The 26,095-nt window shown below is 67.9% G+C and carries 21 protein-coding genes and 1 pseudogene; 10 read left to right on the plus strand and 12 right to left on the minus strand.

All coding sequences use genetic code 11. The features are described from left to right. Positions 1-29: 29 nt before the first annotated feature. Together ACFOM8_RS15490 and ACFOM8_RS15495 are read right to left on the minus strand one after the other, a co-directional pair. On the minus strand, positions 30-971 hold the full coding sequence (locus ACFOM8_RS15490; protein WP_377762869.1) for a D-ribose ABC transporter substrate-binding protein: 942 nt from the start codon (positions 969-971) through the stop codon (positions 30-32). Between the two features lie 112 nt (positions 972-1,083). Beyond that, entirely contained in the window at positions 1,084-1,914 is an 831-nt protein-coding gene (locus ACFOM8_RS15495) for a phosphogluconate dehydrogenase C-terminal domain-containing protein (protein WP_377762871.1), read from the minus strand. Between the two features lie 85 nt (positions 1,915-1,999). Between ACFOM8_RS15495 and ACFOM8_RS15500 the strand changes: the two genes are divergently transcribed. The 9 genes from ACFOM8_RS15500 to ligD are packed head-to-tail and all read left to right on the plus strand — an operon-like array spanning position 2,000 to position 17,049. Further along, positions 2,000-3,349: a four-carbon acid sugar kinase family protein gene (locus ACFOM8_RS15500; RefSeq protein WP_377762873.1), complete on the plus strand. Its 1,350-nt coding sequence runs from the start codon at positions 2,000-2,002 to the stop codon at positions 3,347-3,349. Further along, positions 3,346-4,608, plus strand: a complete 1,263-nt coding sequence (oiaX, locus tag ACFOM8_RS15505) for a 3-oxo-isoapionate-4-phosphate decarboxylase OiaX (RefSeq protein ID WP_377762875.1) — start codon at positions 3,346-3,348, stop codon at positions 4,606-4,608. The genes ACFOM8_RS15500 and oiaX overlap by 4 nt, the downstream gene beginning before the upstream one ends. 55 nt (positions 4,609-4,663) lie before the next feature. Further along, a complete protein-coding gene (locus tag ACFOM8_RS15510; protein ID WP_377762877.1) occupies positions 4,664-5,830 on the plus strand; it encodes a glycosyltransferase in 1,167 nt (388 codons plus the stop codon). Continuing rightward, a complete protein-coding gene (glf, locus tag ACFOM8_RS15515) occupies positions 5,827-8,163 on the plus strand; it encodes a UDP-galactopyranose mutase (RefSeq protein ID WP_377762879.1) in 2,337 nt (778 codons plus the stop codon). The genes ACFOM8_RS15510 and glf overlap by 4 nt, the downstream gene beginning before the upstream one ends. Before the next feature lie 7 nt (positions 8,164-8,170). Next, a complete protein-coding gene (locus ACFOM8_RS15520) occupies positions 8,171-10,264 on the plus strand; it encodes a glycosyltransferase (protein ID WP_377762880.1) in 2,094 nt (697 codons plus the stop codon). Further along, the gene (locus tag ACFOM8_RS15525; RefSeq protein ID WP_377762882.1) at positions 10,254-11,354 is read left to right on the plus strand and encodes a zinc-dependent alcohol dehydrogenase; all 1,101 of its coding nucleotides are present in this window, start codon (positions 10,254-10,256) and stop codon (positions 11,352-11,354) included. Before ACFOM8_RS15520 ends, ACFOM8_RS15525 begins: the two co-directional genes overlap by 11 nt. Continuing rightward, positions 11,351-13,627 (plus strand): glycosyltransferase, encoded by a 2,277-nt coding sequence (locus ACFOM8_RS15530; protein WP_377762884.1) that lies wholly within the window; start codon positions 11,351-11,353, stop codon positions 13,625-13,627. Before ACFOM8_RS15525 ends, ACFOM8_RS15530 begins: the two co-directional genes overlap by 4 nt. A 53-nt stretch (positions 13,628-13,680) precedes the next feature. Then, positions 13,681-14,544 carry a non-homologous end joining protein Ku gene (gene ku / locus ACFOM8_RS15535; RefSeq protein WP_377762886.1) on the plus strand — a complete coding sequence of 288 codons (864 nt, stop codon included), beginning with the start codon at positions 13,681-13,683 and terminating at the stop codon, positions 14,542-14,544. Between the two features lie 3 nt (positions 14,545-14,547). After that, a complete protein-coding gene (gene ligD / locus ACFOM8_RS15540; protein WP_377762888.1) occupies positions 14,548-17,049 on the plus strand; it encodes a DNA ligase D in 2,502 nt (833 codons plus the stop codon). A gap of 280 nt (positions 17,050-17,329) precedes the next feature. On the opposite strand, the gene ku (ACFOM8_RS15545) is transcribed toward ligD, so the two are convergent. Then, complete coding sequence (ku, locus tag ACFOM8_RS15545) at positions 17,330-18,136, minus strand: non-homologous end joining protein Ku (protein ID WP_377762890.1); 807 nt, start codon at positions 18,134-18,136, stop codon at positions 17,330-17,332. A gap of 142 nt (positions 18,137-18,278) precedes the next feature. Then, positions 18,279-20,057: a YbhB/YbcL family Raf kinase inhibitor-like protein gene (locus tag ACFOM8_RS15550; protein WP_377762891.1), complete on the minus strand. Its 1,779-nt coding sequence runs from the start codon at positions 20,055-20,057 to the stop codon at positions 18,279-18,281. A 164-nt stretch (positions 20,058-20,221) separates the two neighbouring features. Here ACFOM8_RS15550 and ACFOM8_RS15555 point away from each other — a divergent pair, with 164 nt between their 5' ends. Further along, positions 20,222-20,974 carry an SDR family NAD(P)-dependent oxidoreductase gene (locus ACFOM8_RS15555; RefSeq protein WP_377762893.1) on the plus strand — a complete coding sequence of 251 codons (753 nt, stop codon included), beginning with the start codon at positions 20,222-20,224 and terminating at the stop codon, positions 20,972-20,974. Between the two features lie 16 nt (positions 20,975-20,990). On the opposite strand, the gene ACFOM8_RS15560 is transcribed toward ACFOM8_RS15555, so the two are convergent. The 8 genes and pseudogenes from ACFOM8_RS15560 to ACFOM8_RS23125 all read right to left on the minus strand — a co-directional run. Further along, entirely contained in the window at positions 20,991-21,437 is a 447-nt protein-coding gene (locus tag ACFOM8_RS15560; RefSeq protein ID WP_377762894.1) for a DUF421 domain-containing protein, read from the minus strand. Positions 21,438-21,444: 7 nt separating this feature from the next. Continuing rightward, positions 21,445-21,960, minus strand: coding sequence for a hypothetical protein (locus ACFOM8_RS15565; protein WP_377762896.1), 516 nt, complete (start codon positions 21,958-21,960; stop codon positions 21,445-21,447). Between the two features lie 82 nt (positions 21,961-22,042). Beyond that, the gene (locus tag ACFOM8_RS15570; RefSeq protein WP_377762897.1) at positions 22,043-22,213 is read right to left on the minus strand and encodes a hypothetical protein; all 171 of its coding nucleotides are present in this window, start codon (positions 22,211-22,213) and stop codon (positions 22,043-22,045) included. Continuing rightward, on the minus strand, positions 22,210-22,413 hold the full coding sequence (locus tag ACFOM8_RS15575) for a hypothetical protein (RefSeq protein WP_377762898.1): 204 nt from the start codon (positions 22,411-22,413) through the stop codon (positions 22,210-22,212). The genes ACFOM8_RS15570 and ACFOM8_RS15575 overlap by 4 nt, the downstream gene beginning before the upstream one ends. 4 nt (positions 22,414-22,417) lie before the next feature. Further along, positions 22,418-23,605 carry a zinc-dependent alcohol dehydrogenase gene (locus tag ACFOM8_RS15580; RefSeq protein ID WP_377762899.1) on the minus strand — a complete coding sequence of 396 codons (1,188 nt, stop codon included), beginning with the start codon at positions 23,603-23,605 and terminating at the stop codon, positions 22,418-22,420. Next, a complete protein-coding gene (locus tag ACFOM8_RS15585; protein ID WP_377762900.1) occupies positions 23,605-24,222 on the minus strand; it encodes an SRPBCC family protein in 618 nt (205 codons plus the stop codon). Before ACFOM8_RS15585 ends, ACFOM8_RS15580 begins: the two co-directional genes overlap by 1 nt. Before the next feature lie 50 nt (positions 24,223-24,272). Next, positions 24,273-25,205 (minus strand): manganese catalase family protein, encoded by a 933-nt coding sequence (locus ACFOM8_RS15590; RefSeq protein WP_377762902.1) that lies wholly within the window; start codon positions 25,203-25,205, stop codon positions 24,273-24,275. 102 nt (positions 25,206-25,307) lie between these two features. Then, a pseudogene (locus tag ACFOM8_RS23125) lies at positions 25,308-26,095 on the minus strand (IS30 family transposase); the annotation flags it as partial.

The raw sequence follows: 26,095 nt of genomic DNA on the forward strand, positions 1-26,095 counted from the left end.
GGCCCGGCAGGGGTGCCGGGCCGGTGTCGTCACTCCGCCAGGGCGAAGGTTTCCAGCTTGCCGGCGTTGTCAGACGTGATCAGGATGCAGTCCATCAGCTGCTTTTCGTCCACGCCGGTGGATCCGGTCTTCAGGTACTGGTCCGCCTGTTCCACGGCCAGTTGAGCCTGACGATAGGCCGGTTGCAGCACGGTGGCCTTGATGCCCCCCGCCTTGATGCTGTCTCGCACGTCGTTCGACCCGTCGAAGCCCACCACGATCACGTCGGTGCGGCCCGCCGCTTCCAGCGCCGCCCAGGCCCCCATGGCCATGGTGTCGTTGCCCGAGATCACGCCCTTGATGTCGGGATTGGCCTGAAGGATCGTTTCCATGACCGTATAGGCCTCGGTCTGGGACCAGTTGGCGGTCTGCTGGGCCACCATCTCCATGTCGGGATACTGGTCGATGATGTCGTGATAGCCCGACGAGCGGATGCCCGCGTTGGTGTCCGCCTCGCGGCCCAGAAGCTCGGCATACTTGCCGGTCTCGCCCATCAGGCGCACGAACTCCTCGGCCCCCAGCTGCGCGCCCTGATAGTTGTTGGACACGATCTGGCTGACGGCGATGCCGGATTCCTTGATCTCTCGGTCGATCAGGAAGGAGGGGATGCCCGCGTCCTTGGCGGCCTGCACGGCGGCCACGGTGGCGTCGGCGCCCGCATTGTCCAGGATGATCGCCTTCACGCCCTGGCCGATGGCGGTGTTGAACAGTTCAAGCTGCTTGTTGGGGTCGTCGTCATGGACCATGACCACGGTGTCATAGCCCAGTTCCTTGGCGCGCGCCTCGGCACCCACGGCCTCGGCCTTGAAGAACGGGTTGTCGTGGCTGGGGGTGATGATCGCGATGGTGCCCTCGGCCGCCGCAAGGGACGGAGTGGCGACGGTCATGGCAAGGCCAAGGGCCGAGATCATCAGCCGGCGGGTCAGTTTCATGTTTTCCTCCCTTTGGGGTCAGCCGGGCGGTGCCGGTTCCGTTCTGACCGTTTCACGCTGCGGGGAAATCGGCACCAAGTCAACAGGTATGATGACCTGACGATTTCAGGCGTCAGGTGATCCGCTCGATGCTGGCGGCGACCTCGTCCCATTCCAGCACCTTCTTCCAGTCGTCGCGCATCAGCATGGGGATGCCGAACTCGATCGCCTTGTTGCAGGCGTCCGAGAACTGCCCTTGCCGTTCCTCGAAAATCACCGCGCCCAGGATGTTCATGTGGCCCAGCAGGAAATCGCGGGCGCATTCCTTGGATACGCCGCTGCGGGCCACGACCTCGTCCATCGCCTCGCGCATGACTGTCAACAGCGAGGCGCAGACGGTTTCCGACAGGCCGGGTTCCAGCATCGCCATCTGCTTGACGGTGACCTCATAACTGCGGGCGACGGGGGCATAGATGGCCCGGGCGATGCGGTCGCCCAACTGGTAATGTTCGCGCGGGCCCTGCATCAGGGCGTTGACGACGCCCTGCCTGGCCGCCACGCCGCCGAAATGGTCGGCGCGGCCCTCGGGCGTGGATTCGTCATTGAAAATTGGGGGATGGCAGGGATGCGTGACAAAATAGGTGATGTCCGGGCGGTCCGGCAGGTGGCCCGCGAAGGGGGCGGCTGCATCCAGGATCACGATCATCGTGCCGGGGGCCACCTGCGGCACCACGGTTGCGGCGACCTTGCGGATCACCGTATCGGGGACGGCCAGGATCACCACGGCGGCCCCTGCCAGGGCGGTGCCCGCGTCGACGGTATCAAAGCCCAGTTCGGTTTTCAGCCGTTCGCGGCCCGCATCGCTGACCTCGACATGGGCCACGTCGAAATCCGTCTTGGCCAGGTTCGCGGACAGGCGCACGCCCATCTTGCCACCGGCCCCGAACAGGGCAACCTTTGTCATCTCGCCATCCTTCCCCGCAGGAATCATTCTTGCCAAACTGGTATGATGAGATAATAACAAGCCGATGCCGTCAAGGGAGGATCGCATGGCTCCATGGGTCGCATGGCTGGGCGACGATTTCACCGGATCGGCGGCGGTGATGGAGGTCTTGCAGTTCGCGGGCCTGCCGGCGGTCCTGTTCACCGACATTCCCCCGCCCGACCTGGCCTTGCGGTTTGCGGATTGCCTGGGGGTGGGGATCGCCACGACCGCGCGCAGCCACGACCCGGCCTGGATGGGGCGGAACCTGCCTCCGCTGCTGGGCTGGCTGGACGGGCTGCGGGCGCCGATCCTGCATTACAAGGTCTGCTCGACCTTCGATTCCTCGCCCTCGGCGGGGTCGATCGGCGCGGCCATCGAGATCGGCTTGCGGGTCCGCCCCGCCCGCGCCGCGCCGCTGCTGACGGCGGCGCCGCGGATGCGGCGGTATCAGGCCTTCGGGCATCTGTTCGCGGGCACGTTGGACGGGGTGTTCCGGCTGGACCGCCACCCCGTCATGTCGCGCCACCCCGTCACGCCCATGGCCGAATCCGACCTGCTGCGGCATCTTGCGGCGCAGACGGACCTGCCATCCGCGCTGATCGACCTGGAGTCGCTGTCCGATCCCCGGGCCCTGGCCGAAGCCCTGGCCTCGGGCGCGCGGATCCTGTCGCTCGACAGCATGGACCCCGCCAGCGAAGCCGCCGCCGGGCGGCTGATCTGGGAAAACCGCGCCGACCTGGGCTTCGTCGCGGGCAGCCAGGGGATCGAATACGCCCTGGTGCGCCACTGGCAGGACAGCGGCATGATCCCGCGCGTGGACCCGCCCGGCGCGGCGGCGCGCGCGGACCGGATCGCGGCGGTGTCGGGGTCCGTCTCGCCCACCACGGCGCGGCAACTGGATTGGGCGGGGCAGAACGGTTTCACGCTGTTGGCCTTTGACGCGCGCGCAGTCACTGGCAGCGACGCCGACATGGCGGCCGAGGAACGGCGTCTGACGGATGCCGCCGTTGCCGCCGGCCAGGCGGGGCAAAGCCCCTTGGTCCATTCCGCGTCCGGCGAAGGCCCGCAGGTCGATGCCTTTCGCGCGTCCCTGGTCCGCAGCGGCATGGACCCGGCCGCCGCCAACCGGCGCATCGGGGAATCCCTGGGCCGCATCCTGGACGGGACGCTGCGCGCCACGGGGATCCGGCGGGCGGTGATCTCGGGCGGGGATACCTCTGGGCACGGGATGCGGCAGCTTGGGCTGTCGGCGCTGGTGGCGAAGGCGCCGACCATTCCCGGCGCGGCGCTGTGCCAGGCCTTCGGCGCCGGACCGCATGACGGGCTGGAAATCGCGCTGAAAGGCGGGCAGATGGGGTCCGAGGACTATTTCGGCTGGGTTCGCGACGGCGGCGGATCACGGAGAACAGCATGACCGACCAGATCCGCGTCATCTACCGCATCGAGACCCCGGGCAGCATCGAGGCCCTGGCGCAAAAGATCGCCGCCGACCAGTCCACCGGCACTTTCACCGAGCTGCCCGGCGAAACCGAGGCGCTGAAGGCCCGCCATGCCGCCCGCGTCGAACGGATCGACCCGCTGCCCGATGCGGAAACGCCCGGTTTCCCGGTTGGCGCCCCCGGCCCCTTTCACCGCGCCGATGTCACCATCGCCTGGCCGCTGGACGCCATCGGCACCGACATCGCCGCGCTGATGACCATCGCGGTGGGCGGCGTTTACGCCATCCGCGGCCTGACCGGCGTGCGCGTCATGGATTTCGACCTGCCGGCCGCCTTTGCCTGCCATCCCGGCCCGCAGTTCGGCATCGCCGGATCGCGCCGCCTGATGGGAGTGGCCGAAGGTCCGATGATCGCGTCCATCATCAAGCCTTCGCTGGGCCTTTCGCCCCAGGACACCGCGCAGGTCGTCCAGACCCTGTGCGACGCCGGCGTCGACTTCATCAAGGACGACGAGAAGCTGATGTCGCCGGGCTATTCCTCCTTGGCCGCGCGGGTCGATGCGATCATGCCGGTGATCGAGCGCCACGCCGACCGGACGGGCAAAAAGGTGATGTACGCCTTCGGCATCTCCTCCGCCGACCCGGACCGGATGATGCGCAACCACGACCATGTGGTGTCCTGGGGCGGCAATGCGGCGGTGGTCAACATCAACTCGGTCGGCCATGGCGGCATGGCCTTTCTGCGCAAGCGGTCGCAGCTTTGCCTGCACGCGCACCGGAACGGCTGGGACATCATGACACGCCATCCGGCCCTGGGGATGGAGTTCCGCGCTTATCAGAAGATCTGGCGCCTGCTGGGCGTGGACCAGTTCCAGATCAACGGCATAAGCGCCAAATACTGGGAACCGGACGACAGCTTCGTAAAATCTTTCCATGACGTGATGACGCCGATCTTTTCCGATGCAGACCGTCCCTTGCCGGTGGTCTGTTCCGGGCAATGGGGCGGGCAGGCGGTGGAAACCTATCGGCGCACGGGCCGCACGCTGGACCTGATGTATCTGGGCGGCGGGGGCATCCACGGCCATCCGAACGGCCCCGCGGCAGGGGTGCGCGCCATCCGCCGCGCGTGGCAAGCGGCAGAAGCGGGCGAGACGCTGGAGAACGCGGCCAGGGACCATCCCGACCTGGCGGCCTCGCTGGCGAAGTGGGGACCGGGAACTGACAAAGATCAATGAAACTCTTTGCGGAAGGTGACGGTTATCCAGTGCCCTTTTTGCTGGATGGCCCCATATGACCGGTTGGATCGTTGCGATTTCCGATTTCTGCTCGCAGATCCCGCCCAGCATTCCGCAATCCCCCGCCGATCCCCGCTTCTGGCACGCAAGCACGCCGCCCTCGGCCCGGACGCGTCCCGGCAAGGTCGATGTGATCGGCGGCTATCTGGAGCGGCTGCCCTTGTCCGCCGTCGCCGCGGGCCAGGCCGATCACGCCGAGATCTGGAGCTTTGCCGGATGCGACGGCGAATCCGATCTCGACCGGGACCGGCCGGACGGCACGCCCGACCCCCTGAACCCGGCCCTGACCCGGCGCGTTTTCCGGGCCGACGGCCCTGCGCCCTATGCGTCGTCCGAAGCGGTGGATTTCATCCGCGCCGTGGGGGCACCCGACATCCTGTGCGTTTGGGGCCTGGGCGTCGATGCGGCGCTGCTGGATGCCTGCGAGGCCTCGGTGAAGATCTACAACTCCATCGACGCGCCCGCCCTGCGGATCTCCGACGAGCTGGCCGCGCGGTTCGACCTGTTCCTGACCGGCGCCGACTGGCAGTCGCGCGAGATCGAGGCGCGGGTGCCCGGCGCGCGGACGCTGGTGCTGCCGGTCGGACCCGCCTTCGCCTCGGGCGAGACGTTCTTCCCGACGGAGGCCGCGAAGGACCGCGACGTGGTGTATGTGGCCTGCGCGCAACCCTACAAGCGCCACGACATCCTGTTCGACGCCATGGCGCGCAGGCCCGGCACGCGCGGGCTGCTGGTGGTGGGCTATGGCCATCAGACCGACGAGTTCCGCGACCGCGCCGCGCGCGACGGGCTGGACCTCGAGATCGTGGGCCCGCCCGGCGTCCCCCATGACGAGGTGAACCGCCAGATCAACCGCGCCCGCGTGGGCGTGGTCTGCGGCGTCGAGGACGGGGCGCCCGCGATCCTCACCGAATACCAGCTGGCGGGCCTGCCGGTCTTGGCCAATGCGCGGCTGTCCTGCGGCTTGCAGTTCGTCACGCCCGAAACCGGCGCCGTTGCCCACGAGGGCGCCGATTTCGCCGAAAGCCTGGACATGCTGCTGCGCGACCATGCCCGATACGAACCGCGCGAGATCGCGCTGGCCAGATGGGGCTGGCGGCCCAGCATGGCCGTGCTAAGCCGGGAACTGACCGAAATCCGCAATGCGAGGATGGTGCCGTGAACAATGCCAACCCCCTGACGCCCCTTGCGCTTGCGATCCGCCCCGCGCTGATCTGCTTTTCGCATCTCCGCTGGGATTTCGTGCTGCAACGTCCGCAGCACCTGATGTCGCGCCTTGCCCGCGATTACCGCCTGTTCTTCTGGGAAGAGGCGATCCCCACCGACCACCACCTGCCCTATCTGGAATTCCACGCTTTCGAGGGCACCACCGTTCAGTCCATCCGCCCCCGCGTCCCCGCCCGCTGGTCGCCCGCCGATCAGGCCCGCGCGCTGTCCGGCCTTCTGGACCAGATGATGGGACTGAGCGGCATCCATCGCCCGGTTCTGTGGTTCTACACACCGATGATGTGGCCCATCGCGGCCCATGTGGATGCGGCGGCCGTGGTTTACGACTGCATGGACGAACTTTCGGCCTTCCGCTTCGCACCGCCGGAACTGGCCGCGAACGAAACCGCGCTGATGGCCGCGGCGGATGTGGTCTTCACCGGCGGCCATTCGATCTACGAGGCGAAGGCCGACCGGCACGGCAACATCCATTCCTTTCCGTCCTCGGTCGATACGGCGCATTTCGCCCGCGCCCGGGGCGGGCTGGCGGAACCGGGCGACCAGGCAAGCCTGCCCCGCCCACGCTTGGGCTATTACGGCGTGATCGACGAACGGCTGGATCTGGACCTGATCGCGGCCCTGGCGCGGGCGCGTCCCGAATGGTCTATCGTGATGATCGGTCCCCTGGCCAAGATCGGCCCCGAGGATCTTCCGCGCGCCCCCAACATCCACTGGCTGGGGCAGCGCGGCTATGACCAGCTGCCCGCCTATCTGGCGGGATGGGATGTGGCGCTGATGCCCTTTGCCATGAACGAGGCGACGCGCTTTATTTCCCCCACCAAGACGCCGGAATATCTGGCCGGGGGCGTGCAGGTGGTCTCCACCCCCGTGCGCGACGTGGTGCGCCAGTATGGCGAGGTTGCCGCCGTGCGGATCGCGTCGGACGCGGAGGGCTTTCTGCGCGCCTGCGAGGCCGCCCTGGCCGCGCGCGGCCGTCCCGGCGAATGGCGCGACGACGCCGACCGGATGCTGGCCGATCTCAGTTGGGACAACACCTTCCAGCGGATGAAAACGCATCTGGACCGCGTTCTGGGCAAGCACCCGCCCTCGGCCTCGGTCGTGAAGCTGCCTATGCCGCCGGTTCTGCGCGGCGCCAGGAAGCATGACGTGACGATCTGCGGCGCAGGCTTTGCGGGATCGGTGCTGGCCCGGCAGTTCGCCGAGGTTTCGGGCAAGCGCGTGCTGCTGGCGGACAAGCGGCCCCATGTCGCGGGCAATGCCTTCGACTGCCTGGACGGCGCAGGCGTCCTGATCCACCGGTACGGGCCGCATATCTTCCACACCAACAGCGACGATGTGTTCGCCTGGCTGAGCCGCTTCACCGAATGGCGTCCTTACGAACACCGCGTGCTGGCCCGGGTGGGCGACAAGTCGGTGCCCATGCCGATCAACCGCACCACGCTGAACGCGCTTTACGGGCTGGACATGCGGTCCGAAGCCGAGGCCGAGGCTTTCCTGGCGCGCCAGGCGCAGCCGGTCACGAACATCCGCACATCCCGGGACGTGGTGATAAATGCCGTCGGAACAGAGCTTTACGAGACCTTCTTCCAGGGATACACGCGCAAGCAATGGGGACTTGATCCTTCGCAGCTGGACAAGTCCGTGACGGCACGGGTGCCGACCCGCACCAATACCGACGACCGCTATTTTACGGACAAGCATCAGGCCATGCCCCGAGAGGGTTACACCCGGATGTTCGAGCGGATTCTGGACCATCCCGGCATCGAGCTGGCGCTTGGCACCGACTTCCACGACCTGGAAGCCGCCGACAAGGGCCGGCTGGTGGTTTATACCGGGCCGATCGACGCCTATTTCGGCCACCGCTTCGGCACGCTGCCTTATCGCAGCCTGCAATTCCGGCACGAGACGCTGGACCGGCCGCAGTTCCAGCCCGTGGGCGTCGTCAACTATCCGGCCGAGGACGTGCCCTATACCCGCATCACGGAATACAAGCACCTGACCGGTCAAAGCCACGCCAAGACCTCGATCAGCTACGAATACCCCTCGGCCGAGGGTGATCCCTATTATCCGATCCCCCGGCCCGAGAACCAGGCGCTGTTCCGCCGCTACGACGCGCTGGCCGCAGCGGAACCGGGCGTGGTCTTCGCGGGCCGGCTGGGCAGCTATCGTTACTACAACATGGACCAGGTGGTCGGCCAGGCGCTGGCGATCCATCGGCGGCTGACGGCCCGCCAGCCCGCGGCGGATGCCATGGCCCCGCTGGCATGACGGCGTGATGCGCTGCCTTTTGGTGACCGACAGCCCCGAACCCTCGGGAGTGGGCGAACACATGCTGACCCTGGCCGCAAGCCTGCCGCCGGGAATGGCGGTGCTGGCCTTTCCCGACCATCCGGCGGGCCGCGCCTTGGCGGCGCGGGCGGGGGCCATGGGGCTGTCCTCTCAGGTCTTCGATCCAGCCGATCCCGACGCCTTCCTGGCCGCCAGCCGGACGCGCATGGTCCATGTCCATGCCGGCATCGGCTGGGAAGGCCACGGCCTTGTCCGGGCCGCCGCGCGGGCGGGCAGGGCGGTGATCCGCACCGAGCATCTGCCCTGGCTTCTGACCGATGCCGGCCAGATCGAGGATTATGCCGGGGCAAGCCATGATCTGGATGCGGTGGTCGCCGTGTCGCAGGCGGCGGGCCGGGAATGGCGGAAGGCCCTGGACGGCATGGGACGGGGCGATCTGCCGGTGCATGTCGTCCAGAACGGCATCGCCGCGCCCGCGGTCCGCCATGCGGGCGGGGACGGGCTGTCCCTGCTTTGCGTCGGGCGCTTCACCCCGCAAAAGCTGCATCGGACCCTGCTGGCGGCGCTGGCCCGGCTGCACCGGCGGGGCCTTCCCGCGCGGCTGGATCTGGTCGGGCAGGGACCGGGCCAGGTGCGGCTGCGCCGCTGGGTCGCGCGCCTTGGGCTGACCGGCGCCGTCCGCTTCCTGGGCCGGCGCGACGACGTTCCGGCGCTGATGGCGGCCTCGGACCTCCTGGTTCTGCCCTCGGGCTTCGAGGGGCTGCCGCTGGTTCTGCTGGAGGCCATGTCCATCGGCCTGCCCGTTGTCGCCACCGATGTGACCGGCTCGGCCGAGGCCCTTGGCCCGGACCATCCCTGGCTGGTGCCGCCCCGCCGTTCGCGCGCCCTTGCCGACGCCCTGGCGCAGGCATTGACCGACCGCGCGGCCCGCGCAGGCGTGGCGCGCAACGGCCGGACCCGCTGGCGCGGGCTTTTCACCGCCGGCCGCATGGCGGCGGACACCATGCAGGTTTACCGCCGCGTGCTGCAACAACGAAACGAGGATCGAATGCAAAAGACCAGGCTGGGCTTTATCGGGGCGGGCGGCATCGCCCACCGCCATTTCGGCGTCCTGCGCACGATGGAGGACGTGGCGATCGCCGCGGTCTGCGATCCCGACGAAGCCCGCGCCCGGCAGGCGGCCGAGGCCACCGGCGCCGCAGCCTATCCCGACCACGAAACGATGCTGGCCGCCGAGGATCTGGACGCCGTGTTCATCTGCGTGCCGCCCTTTGCCCATGGCGCGCCCGAACGCGCCTGCGTCGCGCGCGGGCTGCCCTTCTTCGTCGAAAAGCCCATCTCGCTGGACATCGCCCTTGCCGAGGAGATCGCGTCCGCCGTCGAGGCGGCAGGGCTGATCACCGCCGTGGGATACCATTGGCGCTATCTGGACACCATGGACGAGGCGCGGAGCCATCTGGCCCGGAACGCGCCGCACCTGATCCAGGGCTTCTGGCTGGACCAGACGCCGCCGCCCCAATGGTGGTGGGATCACGACCGCAGCGGCGGGCAGGTGGTCGAGCAGGCGACGCATGTCATCGACGCCGCGCGCTTTCTGGCCGGCGACGTGACCGAGGTGTTCGGCATGTCCGCCCGCCGCGACCGCGACGACTTCCAGGGCCTGACCGTGCCCACCGCCACCGCCGCCACGCTGCGCTTTGCCGGCGGCGCCATCGCCAACCTGTCGGCCACCTGCCTGTTGCGCTGGAACCACCGCGTCGGCCTGCATGTCTTCGCCGACGGCATGGCGCTGGAGATCAGCGACCACGACATCATGGTGGACGTGGGCCGGGGCCGTCCCGTCCGCCACGCCCAGGGCGATCCCGTGTGGCGCGAGGACCGCGACTTCATCGAGGCGGTGCAGGGCCACGAGAACCGCATCCGCTGCCCCTACGGCGAAGCCTTGATGACCCATCGCGTGGCCCTTGCCGTCGCGCAATCCGCCCGCGACGGCGCCCTTGTGAAGATGGAGGGGCTGCGGGCTGACCCGCAGCCGATCTTTCGTCAAGCCTCTGCGCAGGGCGCCATTGATGCCGCATGAGCATCGCCACATCCGCAGCCTTGGCGTCGAGCGCCCGGGCGAACCCTATTTCTTCGGCTATGACGAAGGCCCGGCGGGCGACGGCCAGCTGCGTCTGGACCTGCTTTACACCGGCCTGTCGGCGGGGACCGAGCTGACCTTCCTCAAGGGCAGCAACCCTTATCTGCACAGCCGCTGGGACGACTGGCAGGGCCTGTTCATTCCCGGAGAGCCGTCGGCGCATTTCCCCGTCAACTTCCTGGGCTACATGGAGGTCGCCCGCGTCGTCGACGCCCGCGCGCCGGGTTTTTCGAACGGCGACGTGCTGGCCACCACCTTCGGCCACAAGACCGGCCACACGGCCAATCCGGCCCATGACCTGCTGCTGAAGCTGCCCGAGGGGATGGACCCGATCCTGGGCGTCTTCGTGGCGCAGATGGGGCCGATCGCGGCCAACGGCATCCTGCACGCCGACGCCGACCAGTTCGGCGCCTCGGTGCCGCATCTTGGCGCGGGGGTCGAGGGCCGCCCGGTCCTGGTCTGGGGCGGCGGCACGGTGGGGCTGTTCTGCGCGCTGTTCGCGCGGCAGGGCGGCGCGTCCGAGATCGTGGTGGTGGATCCCTCGCCCTTCCGCCAGGACATCGCCCGCCGCATGGGCTTCATCGCCATGGGCGAGGACGAGGCCGTGCGCCATGCGAAATCGGCCTGGCATCACAAGGCCGGCGGGCGGGGCGCGGAATACGTGTTCCAGACCCGGGCGCGGTCCGACAGCCTTCACCGCTGCTTGCAGGCGTTGCGCCCGCAGGGGACGGTGATCGACCTGGCCTTCTACCAGGGCGGCATGGACGGCGCCCGCTTCGGAGAGGAGTTCCACCACAACGGCCTGGCGATCCGCTGCGCGCAGATCAACCGGATGCCGCGCCCCGTGGCCCATGCCTGGGACCAGCGGCGGCTGGCGCAGGAAACGCTGCGGTTGTTGCAGGCGGAAGGCGGCGCGATCCGGGAACACATGATCACCCATGTCGTGCCTTATGACGGCGCGCCCGATTTCCTCCGCCGCCTTGTGGCGGACCGCCCCGACTTCCTCCAGATCGTGTTCGAGGCCACATGAGCGCGGATGACCAGCCGATCTGGGGGTTCGCGCCCCCGGAAACCTTTCCGCAGCCGCATGACGGCCACGACCTGATCCGCATCACCTTCGTGATGGCCTGGCTGGTCGTCGGCGGCGAGGAAACGGAAATCCGCCTTCTGGCCCGCACCCTGCCGCGCGACCGGTACCGCATCACCGTTATCCCCTGCTTCCGCAAGGAAGGGATGCCCCGCCAGACCCACGAACAGCTGGCCGATCTGGGCGTGCATGTGGACACCACGCCCTATGGCCTGAACTTCGACGACACCATCGACTATCTGCGCCGCAAGCTGGCCGGGGCCGACGTGGTCGTGTCCTGCCAGAACGTCGCCGACATCTATCCCGCGCTGGACCGCATGGCGCTGCGCCCGCCCTTGATCGAACACGGCGGGCTGGTCAGCGAGGCGCTGGCGGGGCCGAAGCATTTCACCGCCCGCTATGTCGGCGTCTGCGACAGCATCCGCGCGGCGGCGGCGTCGAGAATGCCCGAGCGTCCGGGCGATGCGGTCGAGATCCCCTCGATGGTCGATCTGGACGAGTTCCGCCCCGAACGCCGCGACGCCATGCGCGCCTCGCTGGGGATCGCCACGGACGAGGTTCTGATCGGCTGGGTGGGCCGTCTGGATCGCAAGAAGCGGGTCGAGGATTTCATCGGCGCCGCCTTGCGGATCGACGATCCGCGCGCGCGCTTCGTGATCGTCGGCGGCCCCGACGCCTTTATGCCGGAATACGAACACGAGTTGCGGGTCATGGCCGCGCCGCTGGGCCGCCGGATGATCTTCACCGGCGACCGCAAGGACGTGCCCGACCTGATGGCGGCCATGGACATCTTCTGCTGGCTGTCGCGCGGCGAAGGGATGCCCCATGTCATCGCCGAGGCGGGCGCGGCGGGCCTGCCGGTGATCGCCACCGCCGACAACGGATCGGTGCAGCAGATCGCGGACGGGACCAGCGGCATCTTCGTTCCCCACGAGGATCCGCAAGCCGTGGCCAAGGCCATGGCGCGCCTGCTGCACGACGCCCCCCTGCGCCGGCGCCTTGGCGCCGCGCTGCGCGAGCATGTCCATGCCCGCTATTCCGCGCCCGTCGTGGTGCCGCAATGGCGGGCGCTGATCGACCGGGTTCTGGCCGAACGCGCGCCCGCGCCCCCGCCCGCCACCTTTGACAGCTTCGTCCTGGGCGGGTGGGAATCCTCGACCCATCGGCTGCGCGACGGGCGGCGGCTGGACCTGATCGAGGCCGTGGGCCACGACGCCCATGCCGCGCAGGACTATCGCCAACTGGCGGACCTTGGCATCCGCGCCTGCCGCGACGGCGTGCGCTGGCATCTGGTCGAACCCGAACCGGGGCGTTACGATTTCTCCAGCCTGACGCCGATGATGACGGCGGCGCGCGACACCGGCACGCAGGTCATCTGGGATCTGCTGCATTACGGCTGGCCCGACGGCCTGGACATCTGGGGCCCGGCTTTCGCGGACCGCTTCGCCCGGTTCGCCCGGGCCGTGGCCCTGCACCACCGCGAGATCACGGATGCCGTCCCCTTCTGGTGCCCGGTCAACGAGATCAGCTTCTTCGCCTGGGCGGGGGGCGACGCCCGATACCTCAACCCCTTCGCCGCGCATCGGGGATACGAGCTGAAATGCCAGCTGGCCCGCGCCGCGATCGCGGCCATGCACGAATTGCGCGCCGTCGATCCCCGCGCCCGCTTCGTTCACGCCGAACCCCTGCTGGCGATCCACCATGATCCCCACAACGGCAAGCCCCTGTGGGAGGCGCAGGGTTACCACGACGCGCAGTTCCAGGCCTTCGAGCTGATCATGGGCCGGATGTGGCCGCAGCTTGGCGGCGATCCGTCCTTCCTGGACATCGTGGGCGTCAATTATTACTGGAACAACCAATGGATCCACGGCGGCCAGCCCATCGACATGGACCACCCCTGGTATCGGCCCCTGTCCGACCTGCTGGTCGAGGTCGCGGCGCGCTATGACCGACCGCTGATGATCACCGAGACGGGAACCGAGGGTGCGCGCCGCCCGTCCTGGTTCGCCTATGTCCGCGACCAGGTGGCCCGCGCCCGGGCCCGGGGCGCGCGGGTCGAGGGGATCTGCCTTTATCCCATCGCCAACCATCCCGGATGGGACGACGACCGGCTGTGCCCCAACGGGCTTCTGGGCCATGACCCCTCGGGCGGGACGCGGCCGGTCGAATGGCCCCTGGCGCGGGAAATCGCGCGGCGGGCCATGGCGGGGGCCTAGCGGAACCCGGCCCGGCCCAGGCCGTTCGTTTCCCGCGGATGGCGGAGGCGGCGATGGCACCCAGGGCAAGCTGGAAGGGATTTCTCAAGGTCGGAGAGGTCAGCTGCGCGGTGGGGCTTTACACCGCCGCCTCGACATCCGAACGGATCGCCTTTCACACCTTGAACCGCAAGACCGGCAACCGCGTCCACCGCGTTTTCGCCGACAGCGAGACCGGCAAGCCTGTCGAACGCGACGACCAGGTCAAGGGATACGAGATCGGCACGGGCGAGTATGTCATGCTCGACCCCGACGAGGTCGCATCGGCCGTGCCCGACAGCGACAAGACGCTGTCTATCACCGCCTTTATCGGCTGCGACGACATCGACGACCTGTATTTCGACAAGCCCTATTACATCGCCCCCGTTGACGAAGGCGCGGTCGAGGCCTTTGCCCTGATCCGCGACGGGATGCGCGCGAAAAAGGTCGCCGCCCTGGCGCAGACCGTGCTGTTCCGCCGCGTCCGCACGGTGCTGATCCGCGCGCACGAGGGCGGGCTGATCGGGACCACGCTGAACTTCGACTACGAGGTCCGCAATCCCGCCGAGGTCTTTGCCGACCTGCCCGACATCCGTATCCCGGACGAGATGCTGGAACTGGCGGAACACATCATCAAGACCAAGCGCGGCAAGTTCGACCCGCGCGATTTCGACGACCGCTACGAGGCCGCGCTGGCCGAACTGGTCAAGGCCAAGATCGAGGGCCGGACAATCCGTCCCCGCAAGGAATCCGAGCCCGAGGAGGTCGTGGACCTGATGGCCGCCCTGCGCGAAAGCGCCGCCATGGCCAAGCCCAGGCGGCGCACGGCCAAGCCGCGCGGCGACGGCGCCAAGCCCAAGGCGCCGGCCAGCTCCTCCACCCGCAAGAAGGCCGGCTAGGCCATGGCGGGGCAGTCGGGGGCGGGGCTGGACGTTTACAACGAAAAGCGCGACTTTTCGCAGACCGCCGAGCCGCGCGGGCGCAAGGCGCGCAAGGCGGGGCGGTCCTTCGTGATCCAGAAGCACGCGGCGACGCGGCTGCATTACGACCTGCGGCTGGAACTGGACGGCGTGCTGAAAAGCTGGGCCGTTACGAAGGGGCCGAGCCTTGTCGCGGGCGAAAAGCGCCTGGCCGTTCACGTCGAGGATCACCCGCTGGACTACGGCACCTTCGAGGGCACCATTCCCAAGGGCAACTACGGTGCGGGCGCGGTGATCGTCTGGGACCGGGGGACTTGGACGCCCGTGGGCGGCGATTATGCCGCAGGCAAGCTGGAGTTCGACCTGAAGGGCCAAAAGCTCTCGGGGCGCTGGCATCTGGTGCGGATGCGCGGCAAGCGCGGCGAGACGCGGGAAAACTGGCTGCTGATCAAGGCCGACGATGACGACGCCCGCCCCGACGACGCCTCCGACATCCTGTCCGAGCGCCCCGAATCCGTGAAAACCGGCCGCACGGTCGAGGAGGTGGCCCAGGGCGCCGCGGACAAGCCGAAGCCAGCCAAGCCCAAGGCCCGCCGGTCCCGCCCCCGGGACGAAGCCGCCCCCGCGCCGCGCGCGAAGAAAACCCCGATGCCCGGCTTTGTCGAACCGGCGCTTGCCACCCTGAAGCCCGCCCCGCCCACGGGCGCCAAATGGCTGCACGAGGTCAAGTTCGACGGCTATCGCCTCCAGGCCCGGCTGGAAAGGCAGGAGGTCAAGCTGCTGACCCGCAGCGGGCTTGACTGGACCGACCGCTTTGGGGCCGAGGTCACGGACGCCCTGCGCGCGCTGCCTGCCGACACCTTCGTCATCGACGGCGAACTGGTGGTGGAAACCGGGGCGGGGTGGTCGGATTTTTCGGCCCTTCAGGCGGATCTGTCGGAAGGGCGCAACGACCGCTTCGTGTTCTATGCCTTCGACCTGATGTATCTGAACGGCTACGACCTGCGCGAGGCGCCGCTGATCGAACGCAAGGGCCTGCTGGAGGACCTGGTCGGCTCCGATCCCGGCCGGGTGCGGTTTTCCAGCCATTTCGGGGAAAGCGGGTCCATGGTGCTGCGCCATGCCTGTCGCCTCAGCCTGGAAGGCATCATCTCGAAAGAGGCCGACGGACCCTATCGGCCGGGGCGCGGCAAGGGCTGGATCAAGTCCAAATGCTCGGCCCGGCAGGAATTCGTGGTGGCGGGCTATGTGCCATCGACCACGGGGGACAATCTGATAGGCTCGCTGGTCCTGGGGGTGAACGACGGCGGCGCGCTGGTGCATGTGGGCCGCGTCGGCACAGGCTTTTCCCGCAAGATCGCCGGGGAACTGCGGGGCCGGCTGGACGACATGCGCATCGGCCGCAGTCCCTTCGCGGGCAAGCTGACGGCGGACGAGGCGCGCGGCGTCCGCTATGTCCGCCCGGAACTGGTGGCCGAGGTCGAGTTCCGCGCCTGGACCGCCGACGGAATCCTGCGCCACGCCTCGTTCCGGGGGCTGCGCGAGGACAAGCCTGCCGCCGAGGTGGTGCGCGAAAGCGGCCCGGCCAACGGGCAGCCCAGGCCGCAAAAGCGCCGCGTGACCCTGACCCATCCCGACCGCGTTTATTGGCCGGACGAGGGCATCACCAAGGAAGGCCTTGCCGATTACCATGCCGAGGTCTGGCCCAGGATCGCGCCTTTCATCACGGGCCGCCCGCTGGCCCTGCTGCGCTGTCCCGGGGGGATCGACGGGCAGAGGTTTTTCCAGAAGCACGTTTGGCGCGGGATGAACAAGCACATCGCCCGGGTCAAGGATCCGCAGAACAAGACCGGCGAGCCGCTGGTCGCCATCACCGACCTGGACGGGCTGATGGGCCTGGTCCAGTCGGCGGCGCTGGAGATCCATCCCTGGGGGTCCACGGTGGCGGATTGGGAACGTCCCGATACCATCACCATGGACCTGGATCCGGGCGAGGGGGTGTCCTGGAACGCGGTGATCGCCGCCGCGCAAGAGGTGCGGCAGCGCCTTGCGGATGCGGGGCTCGGGGCCTTCGTCAAGACCTCGGGCGGGAAGGGGCTGCATGTCGTGGCGCCGCTGGTGCCCAAGGCCGACTGGCCCGCCGTGAAGGCCTTCGCCAAGACGCTGGCCGGGGCCATGGCGGCGGACAGCCCCGACGCCTATGTCGCCACCATCGCCAAATCCAAGCGCAAGGGCCGGATCCTGATCGATTATCTGCGCAACGGGCGCGGCATGACGGCCGTTGCGGCCTTTTCCCCGCGCGCCCGTCCGGGCGCCGCCGTGTCCATGCCCGTCGGATGGGAGGAGCTGGACCAGTTCGGCCCGGTCCATTTCACGGTGAAAAACACGCCGAACCGTCTAGCAGCCCTGGCCCGCGACCCGTGGGAGGATTTCCGCCCCGCCGCCCATCCGCTGACGGTCAAGGCGCAGCGGCGGAAGGGATAGCGCCCGCTCTGACACCGGCGGGATCGAAAAACGCCTGCTTTATCCCGCCGCGCGACCGGGTTGACCGGAACCGTATGGACCCAAGATTCCGAAGGACCAGCGCCCCTCCATGCCAGAGCGGGCGGCGCGGATGGCGATGGCCGCCGCCGGACACAAGCGAATTCTCGGCTGGGATCGGGTCGATCCGCCCCGTCCTGCAAACGCGCCCGCACATCCCGGGGCAATCAGGCGCTACCGGCGGCGGATCGAAGGCCGCGGCCCTTGCCGACAACCCCGCTGTTCAGGCCCTGCCGCGCTGTCCTTCGGCCTGGATGCTTTTCTTCAGCGCGGTCATAATGTCGATGACATTGTCCGGCGTTTCCACCTTGGGCGCGCGGGGCCGGGCGGGCTTTTTCCTGCCCTTCTTCTTGGCGGCGATGATGTCCAGCAGGCGCGCCTGGACCGGGTCGTCCACCATGCGGGCGTCCCAATGCGTCCGGCGTTCGTCGATCAGCTTCCTGACAAGAGTCATCAGCTTGGCCTCGGGCTTGTCCGCCTTGATCTTGTCGAAGTAATCGCCCGCCTCGCGCACCTCGTCGCCATAGCGCAGGGTCCACAGGACGATCCCCTTGTCGCAGGGCTTCAGCATGACGGCCCGTTCGCGGCGGTACATGACCACACGGGAAATGCCCACGGTGCCGGTCGCCTTCATCGCGTCGCGGATCACGGCAAAGGCTTCCTGGCCCACCTCGTCCCCCGGCATCAGGAAATGCGGCCTGTCATACCAGACCCAGCCGATCGAGTGGTCGGGCACGAACATGTCGATGTCGATGGTGCGCGTGCTTTCCAGGGCGACCGCCTCGATCTCGTTGTCCTCCAGCATCACGTGGTCGTTTTCGCCCCTTTCATAGCCCTTCACCTCGTCCTCGTCGCGGACGGGCCTTTCGGTGACGGAATCGACATACTGGCTGACCACGCGGTTGCCGGTCTTGGCGTTCAGCGTATGGAAGCGGACCTTTTCGCCCTCGGTGGTGGCGGGCGTCAGGGTGACGGGACATGTCACCAGCGACAGCTTCAGATAGCCTTTCCAGAACGTGCGCGGTGCCATGATGCCCATCCCTGCCGGTCTGACCCAAACGGCCGCGGGCGGGGCTTTGTTCCGCCTTGGCAGGCCTTCCAGGCCGGCGCGGCCGGGGGGAAGGGGAACAGGCCCGGCAGGGCAGCCGCAAGGCGTTCCGGGCAGGTCTTTCCTAGTTGCGGTCGAAGGTGCCTGTGACCTGCCCGGCGGCCAGCACATGCCCCTGCATCGCGGCCAGCACGGCGGCGCGGTCGGCGGCGGGGGGCAGGTCCAGGCTGGAAACATCCAGCGCGAAGACCTGGAAACGATAGCGGTGCGGCCCGTCCGGGACCGGCGGTTTCGGCCCGGTATAGCCGGTCGATCCCATCGAGTTCGCGCCCTGCTTCACCCCTTCGGGATCGGGCAGCGAGGCCTCGGTCGGCAGGCCCTCGCGCAGGGCGGTCACATCGGCGGGAATGTCGTAGGCCAGCCAATGCACGAAGGGCTTGGGTTCCTTCGCGTCCGGGTCTTCGGCGATGACGACAAAGGACCGCGTTTCCTCGGGGGCGCCGTTCCAGGACAGCGCGGGCGAGGCGTTGTCGCCATCCGCCGCGTGCTTCGGGTCGATGGGGGCGTCGGGCTGGAACGGGGCGGTGACGGTCAGCCCCGCGTCTGCCTTCAAGACCTCGATGGCCAGGGGCGAGGGCGAGGGCGGGACCAGGGCGTCCGGCACGGGGCCGCCCGCGGGCGGGCGGTCCTGCGGCGCGGCGTCGGAGGCGATGCGGTAGATCACCCCTTGGGTATCGTCGGAAACGAAGATCGCGCCGTCGCGGCCCACCACCACGCCCACCGGGCGGCCCGCATGGGTCCAGCCGCCCGCACCCTCGGCCAGGAAGCCGGTCATCACGGGTTCGATGCCCACGGGCTTGCCGCCCTCGAAGTCGATCCTGACCAGCTCATAGCCCGAGGGCGGGCGGCGGTTCCACGATCCGCGCATGGCGACAAGCGCGTCGCCCCGCCATTCGGGGAACATCGCGCCGTCATAGAACGCCATCTGCATGGGCGCGGCGTGGGGCGTGTGGCCCAGGAGCGGTTCTTCCGAAATCTCGGCCCAGGTTTCCAGGCTGGTGCCCGGCGGCGGATTGTCCTGGGGGTTGAACTGGTCCATCCCATAGACATAGGGCCAACCGTATCGCTTGCCCTGTCCGATCTGGTTCAGCTCCTCGATCTGTTCGTTGTCGCCCAGCCAGTCGATGCCGTGGTCCATGCCCCACAACTGGCCCCCTTCCGGTTCCCAGTCGAAGCCGATGGTGTTGCGCACCCCGGCGGCAAAGATCGTGCGGCCGGTTCCGTCGGGTTCGGCCCGCAGGATCGTGGCGTTTTCGGGGTTGGATTCCGCGCAGGCGTTGCAGGTGCTGCCGACCGAGATGTAAAGCTTGCCGTCCGGTCCCATCGCCAGCGTCCGGTTCGGGTGCTGGCCTGCGTCGGGCAGGTCGTCGATGATGCGGCGCAACTCTCCGAAGCGGCCGTCCTGCGCGACATCGGCCACATAAACGTCGTTCACGGTCGCCAGATAGACGGTGTCGCCGTCAAAGGCGATGCCGTGCATCCCCGGCCTGCTGGCGACCGTCACCGGCGCGTCCGCCATTCCGTCGCCGTCGTCGTCGCGCAGCATGACCACGTCGCCCACGCTGCGCCGCGTCGCGTAAAGCGTGCCGTCGGCGGATACCGCGAGGATGCGCGGATTGATCAGATCGCGGGCAAAGACGCCGATCGTCGCGCCTTCCGGCAGTTGGAAGCCTTGCAGCAACTCCTCGTCGCTGGCCGCTTCGCGCGGCTCGGGTTCCAGGATCGCGCCGGTAACGGTGACGTCGGAATACTGGCCGACCTTGCCTTCCGGCTGGGCCGACACGATCCCGGGCGCGGCGACGGCCATCGCCGTGATCATCGGAAAGGACATTTGACGGAGCATGGCTGTTCCTGCCGGTCAGGGGTTTCCGACCAAACCATGGGCGGCGGCGGCAGGTTCCGGCCGCGGGAACCATGCGACAAAGATTAACCGGACCGGCCTGGGCGGAACCGCCCTGCTGCGGGGCTGTTGAAGGCCAGTTCCATTCAAAAGGAAGGATGCCGCTCATGAGCGTTGCCCTTGTCACCGGCGCATCGACGGGGATCGGTTACGAACTGGCCCGGCTGTGCGCGGCCGACGGCCACGACACCGTTGTTGTCGCCAACGAGTCCCAAATCCACACCGCCGCGGGGGATCTGGGCGCCCGCCCGGTCCAGGCCGACCTGGCGACGCCCGAAGGGACGGCGGCGGTTCTGGAGGCCCTTGGCGGGCAGGACGTGGACTATCTGTTCCTGAACGCGGGCACCGGCCTGGGCCACGCCTTTCTGGACCAGGACCCGGACAAGATCGAGCACATCGTCCTGACCAACATCATGGGCGTGCTGCGGCTGGTTCATCCGCTGGGCCGCCGCATGGTCGCGCGGGGCCAGGGCCGCATCCTGATCACCGGATCCATCGTGGGTTTCATGCCGGGGGCCTATCAGGCGGTTTATGCAGGGACCAAGGCGTTTCTCAACAGCTTCTCGGTCGCGCTGGCCGAGGAGCTGAAGGATACCGGCGTCACCGTCACCTGCCTGATGCCGGGCGCAACCGAAACGCAGTTCTTCGCGCGCGCCGACATGCTGGACACCCCCGTCGGGCAGGCCAAGAAGGACGACCCGGCGGATGTGGCCAAGACCGGCTACGAGGCGATGATGAAGGGAACGGCGCAGGCAACGCACGGACTGAAGAACAAAGCCCAGGCGACGGCGGCTGAACTGCTTCCGGGCGAACTGGTGGCCAAGCTCAGCTCCCGGATGTCCAGGCCCCAGGACGAATAAGGCGCGATCCCCGCGCTTATTCCTTTCTGGGGATGATGCTGATGCCGCCGCTGACCTCCAGCACGGCGGCGTCGATGTCGTCCAGCGTCTTCAGGCCATGCTGGGCGCGCGCGGCCTCCAGCAGGTCGCCCACGCCGACGCGCGCGCGGCGCATCGCCTCCTCGTCGATCCGGCCCCGGCTGATCAGAACGGTGGGGTTGCCGTCCAGAATGGAGGCCGCGCGGTCCGACCGCGCCTTGACCCAGGCCAGCAGCACGTCGGTCGCAAACAGCGTGACGATCAGGATCGCCGCGTTGGTGATGGAAAAGTCGTCGCCCAGAAGGGCCTGTTGCGTCGTCTCGGCGATGATCAGAAGCAGCACGAAATCGAAGGGCGTCATTTGCGCCATGGTGCGGCGGCCCGACAAGCGCGTGGCGATCAGCAGAACGACATAAACGGCAACGCCGCGAACAACCGAATCCATGGCTCCCTCAGGGCAGAACAAGCAGGCTGATGCGGCGGGTTTCGCCGTTGACGGTCATCTCGAAGCTGGTCCAGCCGAAATGCATGGCCCGCAGACCGATCTTGACCTCGTGCGGGGCAGGGCCGCCGGTCGGGAAGGTCATCGCCTGCGCGCCTTCCGCCAGGCGGTTCCGCTCGGGTTCGGGCTGGATCCGTTCGACCTGGAACCGGTCGAAGAAGGGCTGCGAGATGCGGACCTCGTGACTGGGCGCAGGAGTGCCGAAGGCGATCGTCATGTCGTCCGCGCCTTCCCAGCGGGACACGCGCGGCACCTCGGCCCGGGCCCCGGCAAAGGAAACGGTCTGCTTGGAAAACACGCCGCCGCCGCCGGTCAGACCCAGGACAGCCAGAACCATCATGCCGCCAAAGCACCACCATGCGATCCGCTGGATGCGCCAGTAACGCCGCTGACGGGCGCGCGGCTCGTCAAGCTGAAGCCCGTCGGGGCGTATTTCTGGGATGGTCAGTCTTGTCCCTTGGCTCATGGCCGGTCTCCGCGGGGTCTTGCCTGCGAAAGCAAGGCCCGGGGACGACCTGCGGTTCCGTGCCGGGGTCGAGCCTGCGGGATCAGGGCCGCTGGCCGGCCTCGACCTCGGGCGGATCGTCCTGCACCTCGGTCGCGTGCCACAGGTTGCGGCCGACGAACAGGACCAGCGCGATGGCGACAAGAATGATCACCACCGCCACGCCCGCGCGTCCGAGGCGGCGGGGCCCCGGCTTGGGTTCCCGGCCCGTCACGACAAGGCCCAGACGGCGCCGATGATCACCAGCAGGATCATGGCGGCTGGCCAGACCAGCACCTGCCAGGCCAGCCGGTTGCGCACGGGCGCTGTGGCGCGCACGTAATCGGTGTCCGAGGGCTCGCCCGCCGCGCCGGCGGAACGGTCCAGGGGACCGGACTCGGTCGTCTTTTCGCCGTCTTCGGTGGTGCCGGGCATGATCCTAGCTCCCCTTTGCCGCGCCGGGCTTCAGGACCACCTTGGTCCATTCGTCCTGCTTGCCGTGGAAGTTCTTGTAGCCGGTGGGCGCGTCCTCCAGCGGCAGGCGGTGCGAGATCAGGAAGGTGGTGTCGATCTCTCCCTCCAGGATGCGGTGCAGAAGCTCTTTGCCGTATTTCTGCACGTGGGTCTGGCCGGTGCGGATCTGCAAGCCCTTTTCCATCAGCGCGCCGATCGGGAACTTGTCGGCCAGGCCGCCATAGACGCTGGGGATCGACACCCGTCCGCCCTTGCGCACCGCCATCAGCGCCATGCGCAGGGCATGAACGTTGTCGGCGTCGATGCCGATCTTCTGCTTCAACGCGTCCATCAGCGCGTCGGGCGCAAAGCCGTGGCTTTCCATGCCCACGGCGTCGATCACCGCATCGGGTCCGATGCCGCCGGTCATCTCCATCAGGGCTTCCAGCACATGGGTCTGCTTGAAGTCGATGACCTTGGCGCCCAGCTTGCGCGCCAGGTCCAGCCGGTGGGGGTAATGGTCGATGGCGATGACCTGTCCCGCGCCCATCAGCAGCGCCGACTGGACCGCGAACAGCCCCACCGGCCCGCAGCCCCAGACGGCCACGTTGTCGCCGGGCTGGATGTCGGCGTTTTCCGCAGCCATCCAGCCGGTGGGCAGGATGTCGGACAGAAACAGCACCTCCTCGTCCGAGGGGCCTTCGGGGATCACGATGGGTCCCACGTCGGAAAACGGCACCCGCACGTATTCCGCCTGACCGCCCGGATAGCCGCCGGTCATGTGCGAATATCCGAAAAGCCCGCTCATCGCATGGCCGTAAAGCAGCTCGGACGCTTCCTGCTTTTCCACCGGGTTCGAGTTGTCGCAGGCCGAGAACTGCTGCTGCTGGCAGAAGAAGCAGGCCCCGCAGGAAATGGTGAAGGGCACCACCACACGGTCGCCCTTCTTCAGCGTCGATTTTGGGCCGGTTTCCACCACGCGGCCCATGAATTCATGGCCTAGGATGTCGCCCGCCATCAGACCGGGGATCACGCCGTCATAAAGGTGCAGATCCGATCCGCAGATCGCGGTCGCCGTGATCTCGATGATGGCGTCGCGGGGGTTGACGATCTGGGGATCGGGAACGGTGTCCACGCGAACATCGTGCTTGCCGTGCCAGGTGAGTGCGCGCATCAGTCTGCCTTTCTGTTGGACGAGGTGGCGATCTCGCCGGTTTCCAGAAGCATCTTGAGCCGCTTCAGTTCCTGCTTGCCGCGCAGCCTGGGGTCGGTTCCGCGCAGCTTGGCCGCCCATTGCCCGACGATGCCCGCCTGCGGGCGCCAGGCGATATGCGCCTCGACCTCGGTGCCGCGGCCCGCGGGGGCGTCGCGCAGCTGGACCTTGGCCTCGATGTCGATCTCGGCGCCGGGGGCGGACCGCCAGGCCAGGGCTTCGTTCTCGCGGTCCTCGACCAGGCGGGTTTCCACCGCCAGGTGCCCATCGGGCGTGTCGATGACCCAGGTCACGTTCTCGCCGCTGACCTGGACGGCGGCGAGGCCCTCCATGAAATCGGTCAGATGCTCGGGCTTGCGCCACATCTCGTAGATGCGGCTGCGCGGCGCCCTGATGGTGACGGTGCGGCCCGCGACTTGATAGCCGCCAAAGCTGGATCGGCGCGCGGTGCGGCCGGGGGCGCTGTCGGCGGGACGCCTGGGGCCGGTTTTCAGGATCGCCCCCGCGGCAAGTCCCGCGCCAACGGTCAGGGCAAGCACGGCGGCGGCAAGGGGCAGATCGGTCTGACGACGGTGCATCGGAAAACTCCGTGGAACAAGGCGGCCGCCGGAACGGCCGCCGGCGTTTCTCAGCGTGACTTCTGGTAAAGCTTGCTGGCGATCTCGAACATCTCTTCGGGGGCATAGTCCGGGGTGAAGGCCGAGGGCACGCCCGTCAGGTCATGGATCTTGCCGCCTTCCGGCAGGCCGTCCACCACCTCCAGTTCGCCCGGGGGATCGTCGGGCAGGGCGGTTTCCCCGCCGCCCCAGATGCCGCGCATCTCCTCGTAGTCCGAGGGGCTGAAGGTATAAAGCCGGCGGTGGGACCCTTCCTCCAGGTATTTCTGGCATTCCGGGATGTTGCCCAGCGGGATGTTCGGCGTGGGCAGGAACTTGTCCAGATCCACCCCCGTCAGCTTCTTCAGCGCCAGCGCATAGGCATGGGCATGGACCGATCCGCGCACCAGCAGATAGCCGCAGACCTCGCGCCCGGTGACGTTGGCGTCAGTCAGCGATTCGTAGACGCGCAGCTTGTGCAGCCGCGCGCCGCATTCCAGGTGGAAATTGTGCAGAAGATCCACGATCACGTTGCCGGTCGTGGTCACCATGTCCGCGTTCCAGGACATCGAGTTCGAGTTGACCGGAACCGCTCCCCCCGCATGGCTGAAGAACGATGCGGCGGAGCGGATGTCCTTCATCTCCTCGAACGGCGCCTTGGAAATGTCGCCGCCGTCGCCTTCGTCCCCGCCGGGCTTGTCCGGGCCGTTGGCCAGCATGGCCACGCCGTTGCTGACCAGTTCGACATGGCCCAGTTCCTCGGCGGTGATGGCGGCGACCAGGCTGTAGAAAGGCCGCAGCTTCGACTTGCTGCGAAAATTGAAGCTTTGGAACATATAGTTCCCCAGCGTCGACATCTCGCCATACTTGCCGCCGAGCAGTTCCTGCAAGGCGGCGGCGGCGTTCGGGTCTTGTCGCTTGGGGGCAGGCAGTTCGACTTGCAACTTATCAACGCGCAGGAACATGGCTTGTTCTCCGGGTATGGGATGCCTTGGGAGAACACGGATCGCCGGGAACTGTTCCGTTGCGGCGGACTGAACAAACGTTAATCGGCGATCGTGGACGCGCTAGCCCCAATGCGACTTTGGTTGCCGGGAGAGTTTCTCACGTCTGTAGCCTCGGCCGAGCAGGTTGGCCTTGAACACCTCGGCGGGGGTGCGGAAGCCGAGGCAATTGCGCGGCGTGGCATTGAGGGCTGCGATGAGGGCGCGTAACTCCTCTTGCGACAGGCTGTTCGGATCGGTGTCGCGACAGAGCCATCGTCTGAGCCGCTTGCTGGCGTTCTCCACAGCCCCTTTCTGCCAAGGTGACTGCGCCTCGCAGAACCACGTCTGCGTGCCCACCTTGGCTTGCAGATGCGGCCAGTCGATGAATTCCGATCCGCGATGAAAGGTGATCGACCGGCAGGCATGCCGGAGCAGGGGCGTCAGTGCTTGGGCGATCTGCGCCATGATCGGCTTGGTGCGCTTCTCGGCGTTCTTCAGCGCGACCAGGAAGCGGCTCGTGCGCTCGATTATGGTGGTGACGTTAGCCGGCCCATACTTCTGCCGGAACAACACCAGATCCGCCTCCCATGCTGGTGCTTTGCAACATCACCATCTTGGCACATCGCAATGCCGTTTCGGGGTGAGGTATCCACACCATCAGTGCCCGAACTGCCTGCGATGCGCGATAACGTCCGGGCGGAACAGGATGCTGAGTTCCGGCGCGAAATTCTGCGGCGGGCGCTTGCGCAGCCGGTAGCCCCGGCGGCGTCGGCGCCCGGAAGGCAGGTGGCACCACAACTCAGCCCGGCGGCCTTCATCGGAGTAGAACATGGCGATAGATGGTCTCCTGGCAGACCCGGCGCGGGGCA

This window comes from Paracoccus angustae (assembly GCF_042648745.1).
Classification (GTDB): Bacteria; Pseudomonadota; Alphaproteobacteria; order Rhodobacterales; family Rhodobacteraceae; genus Paracoccus; species Paracoccus angustae.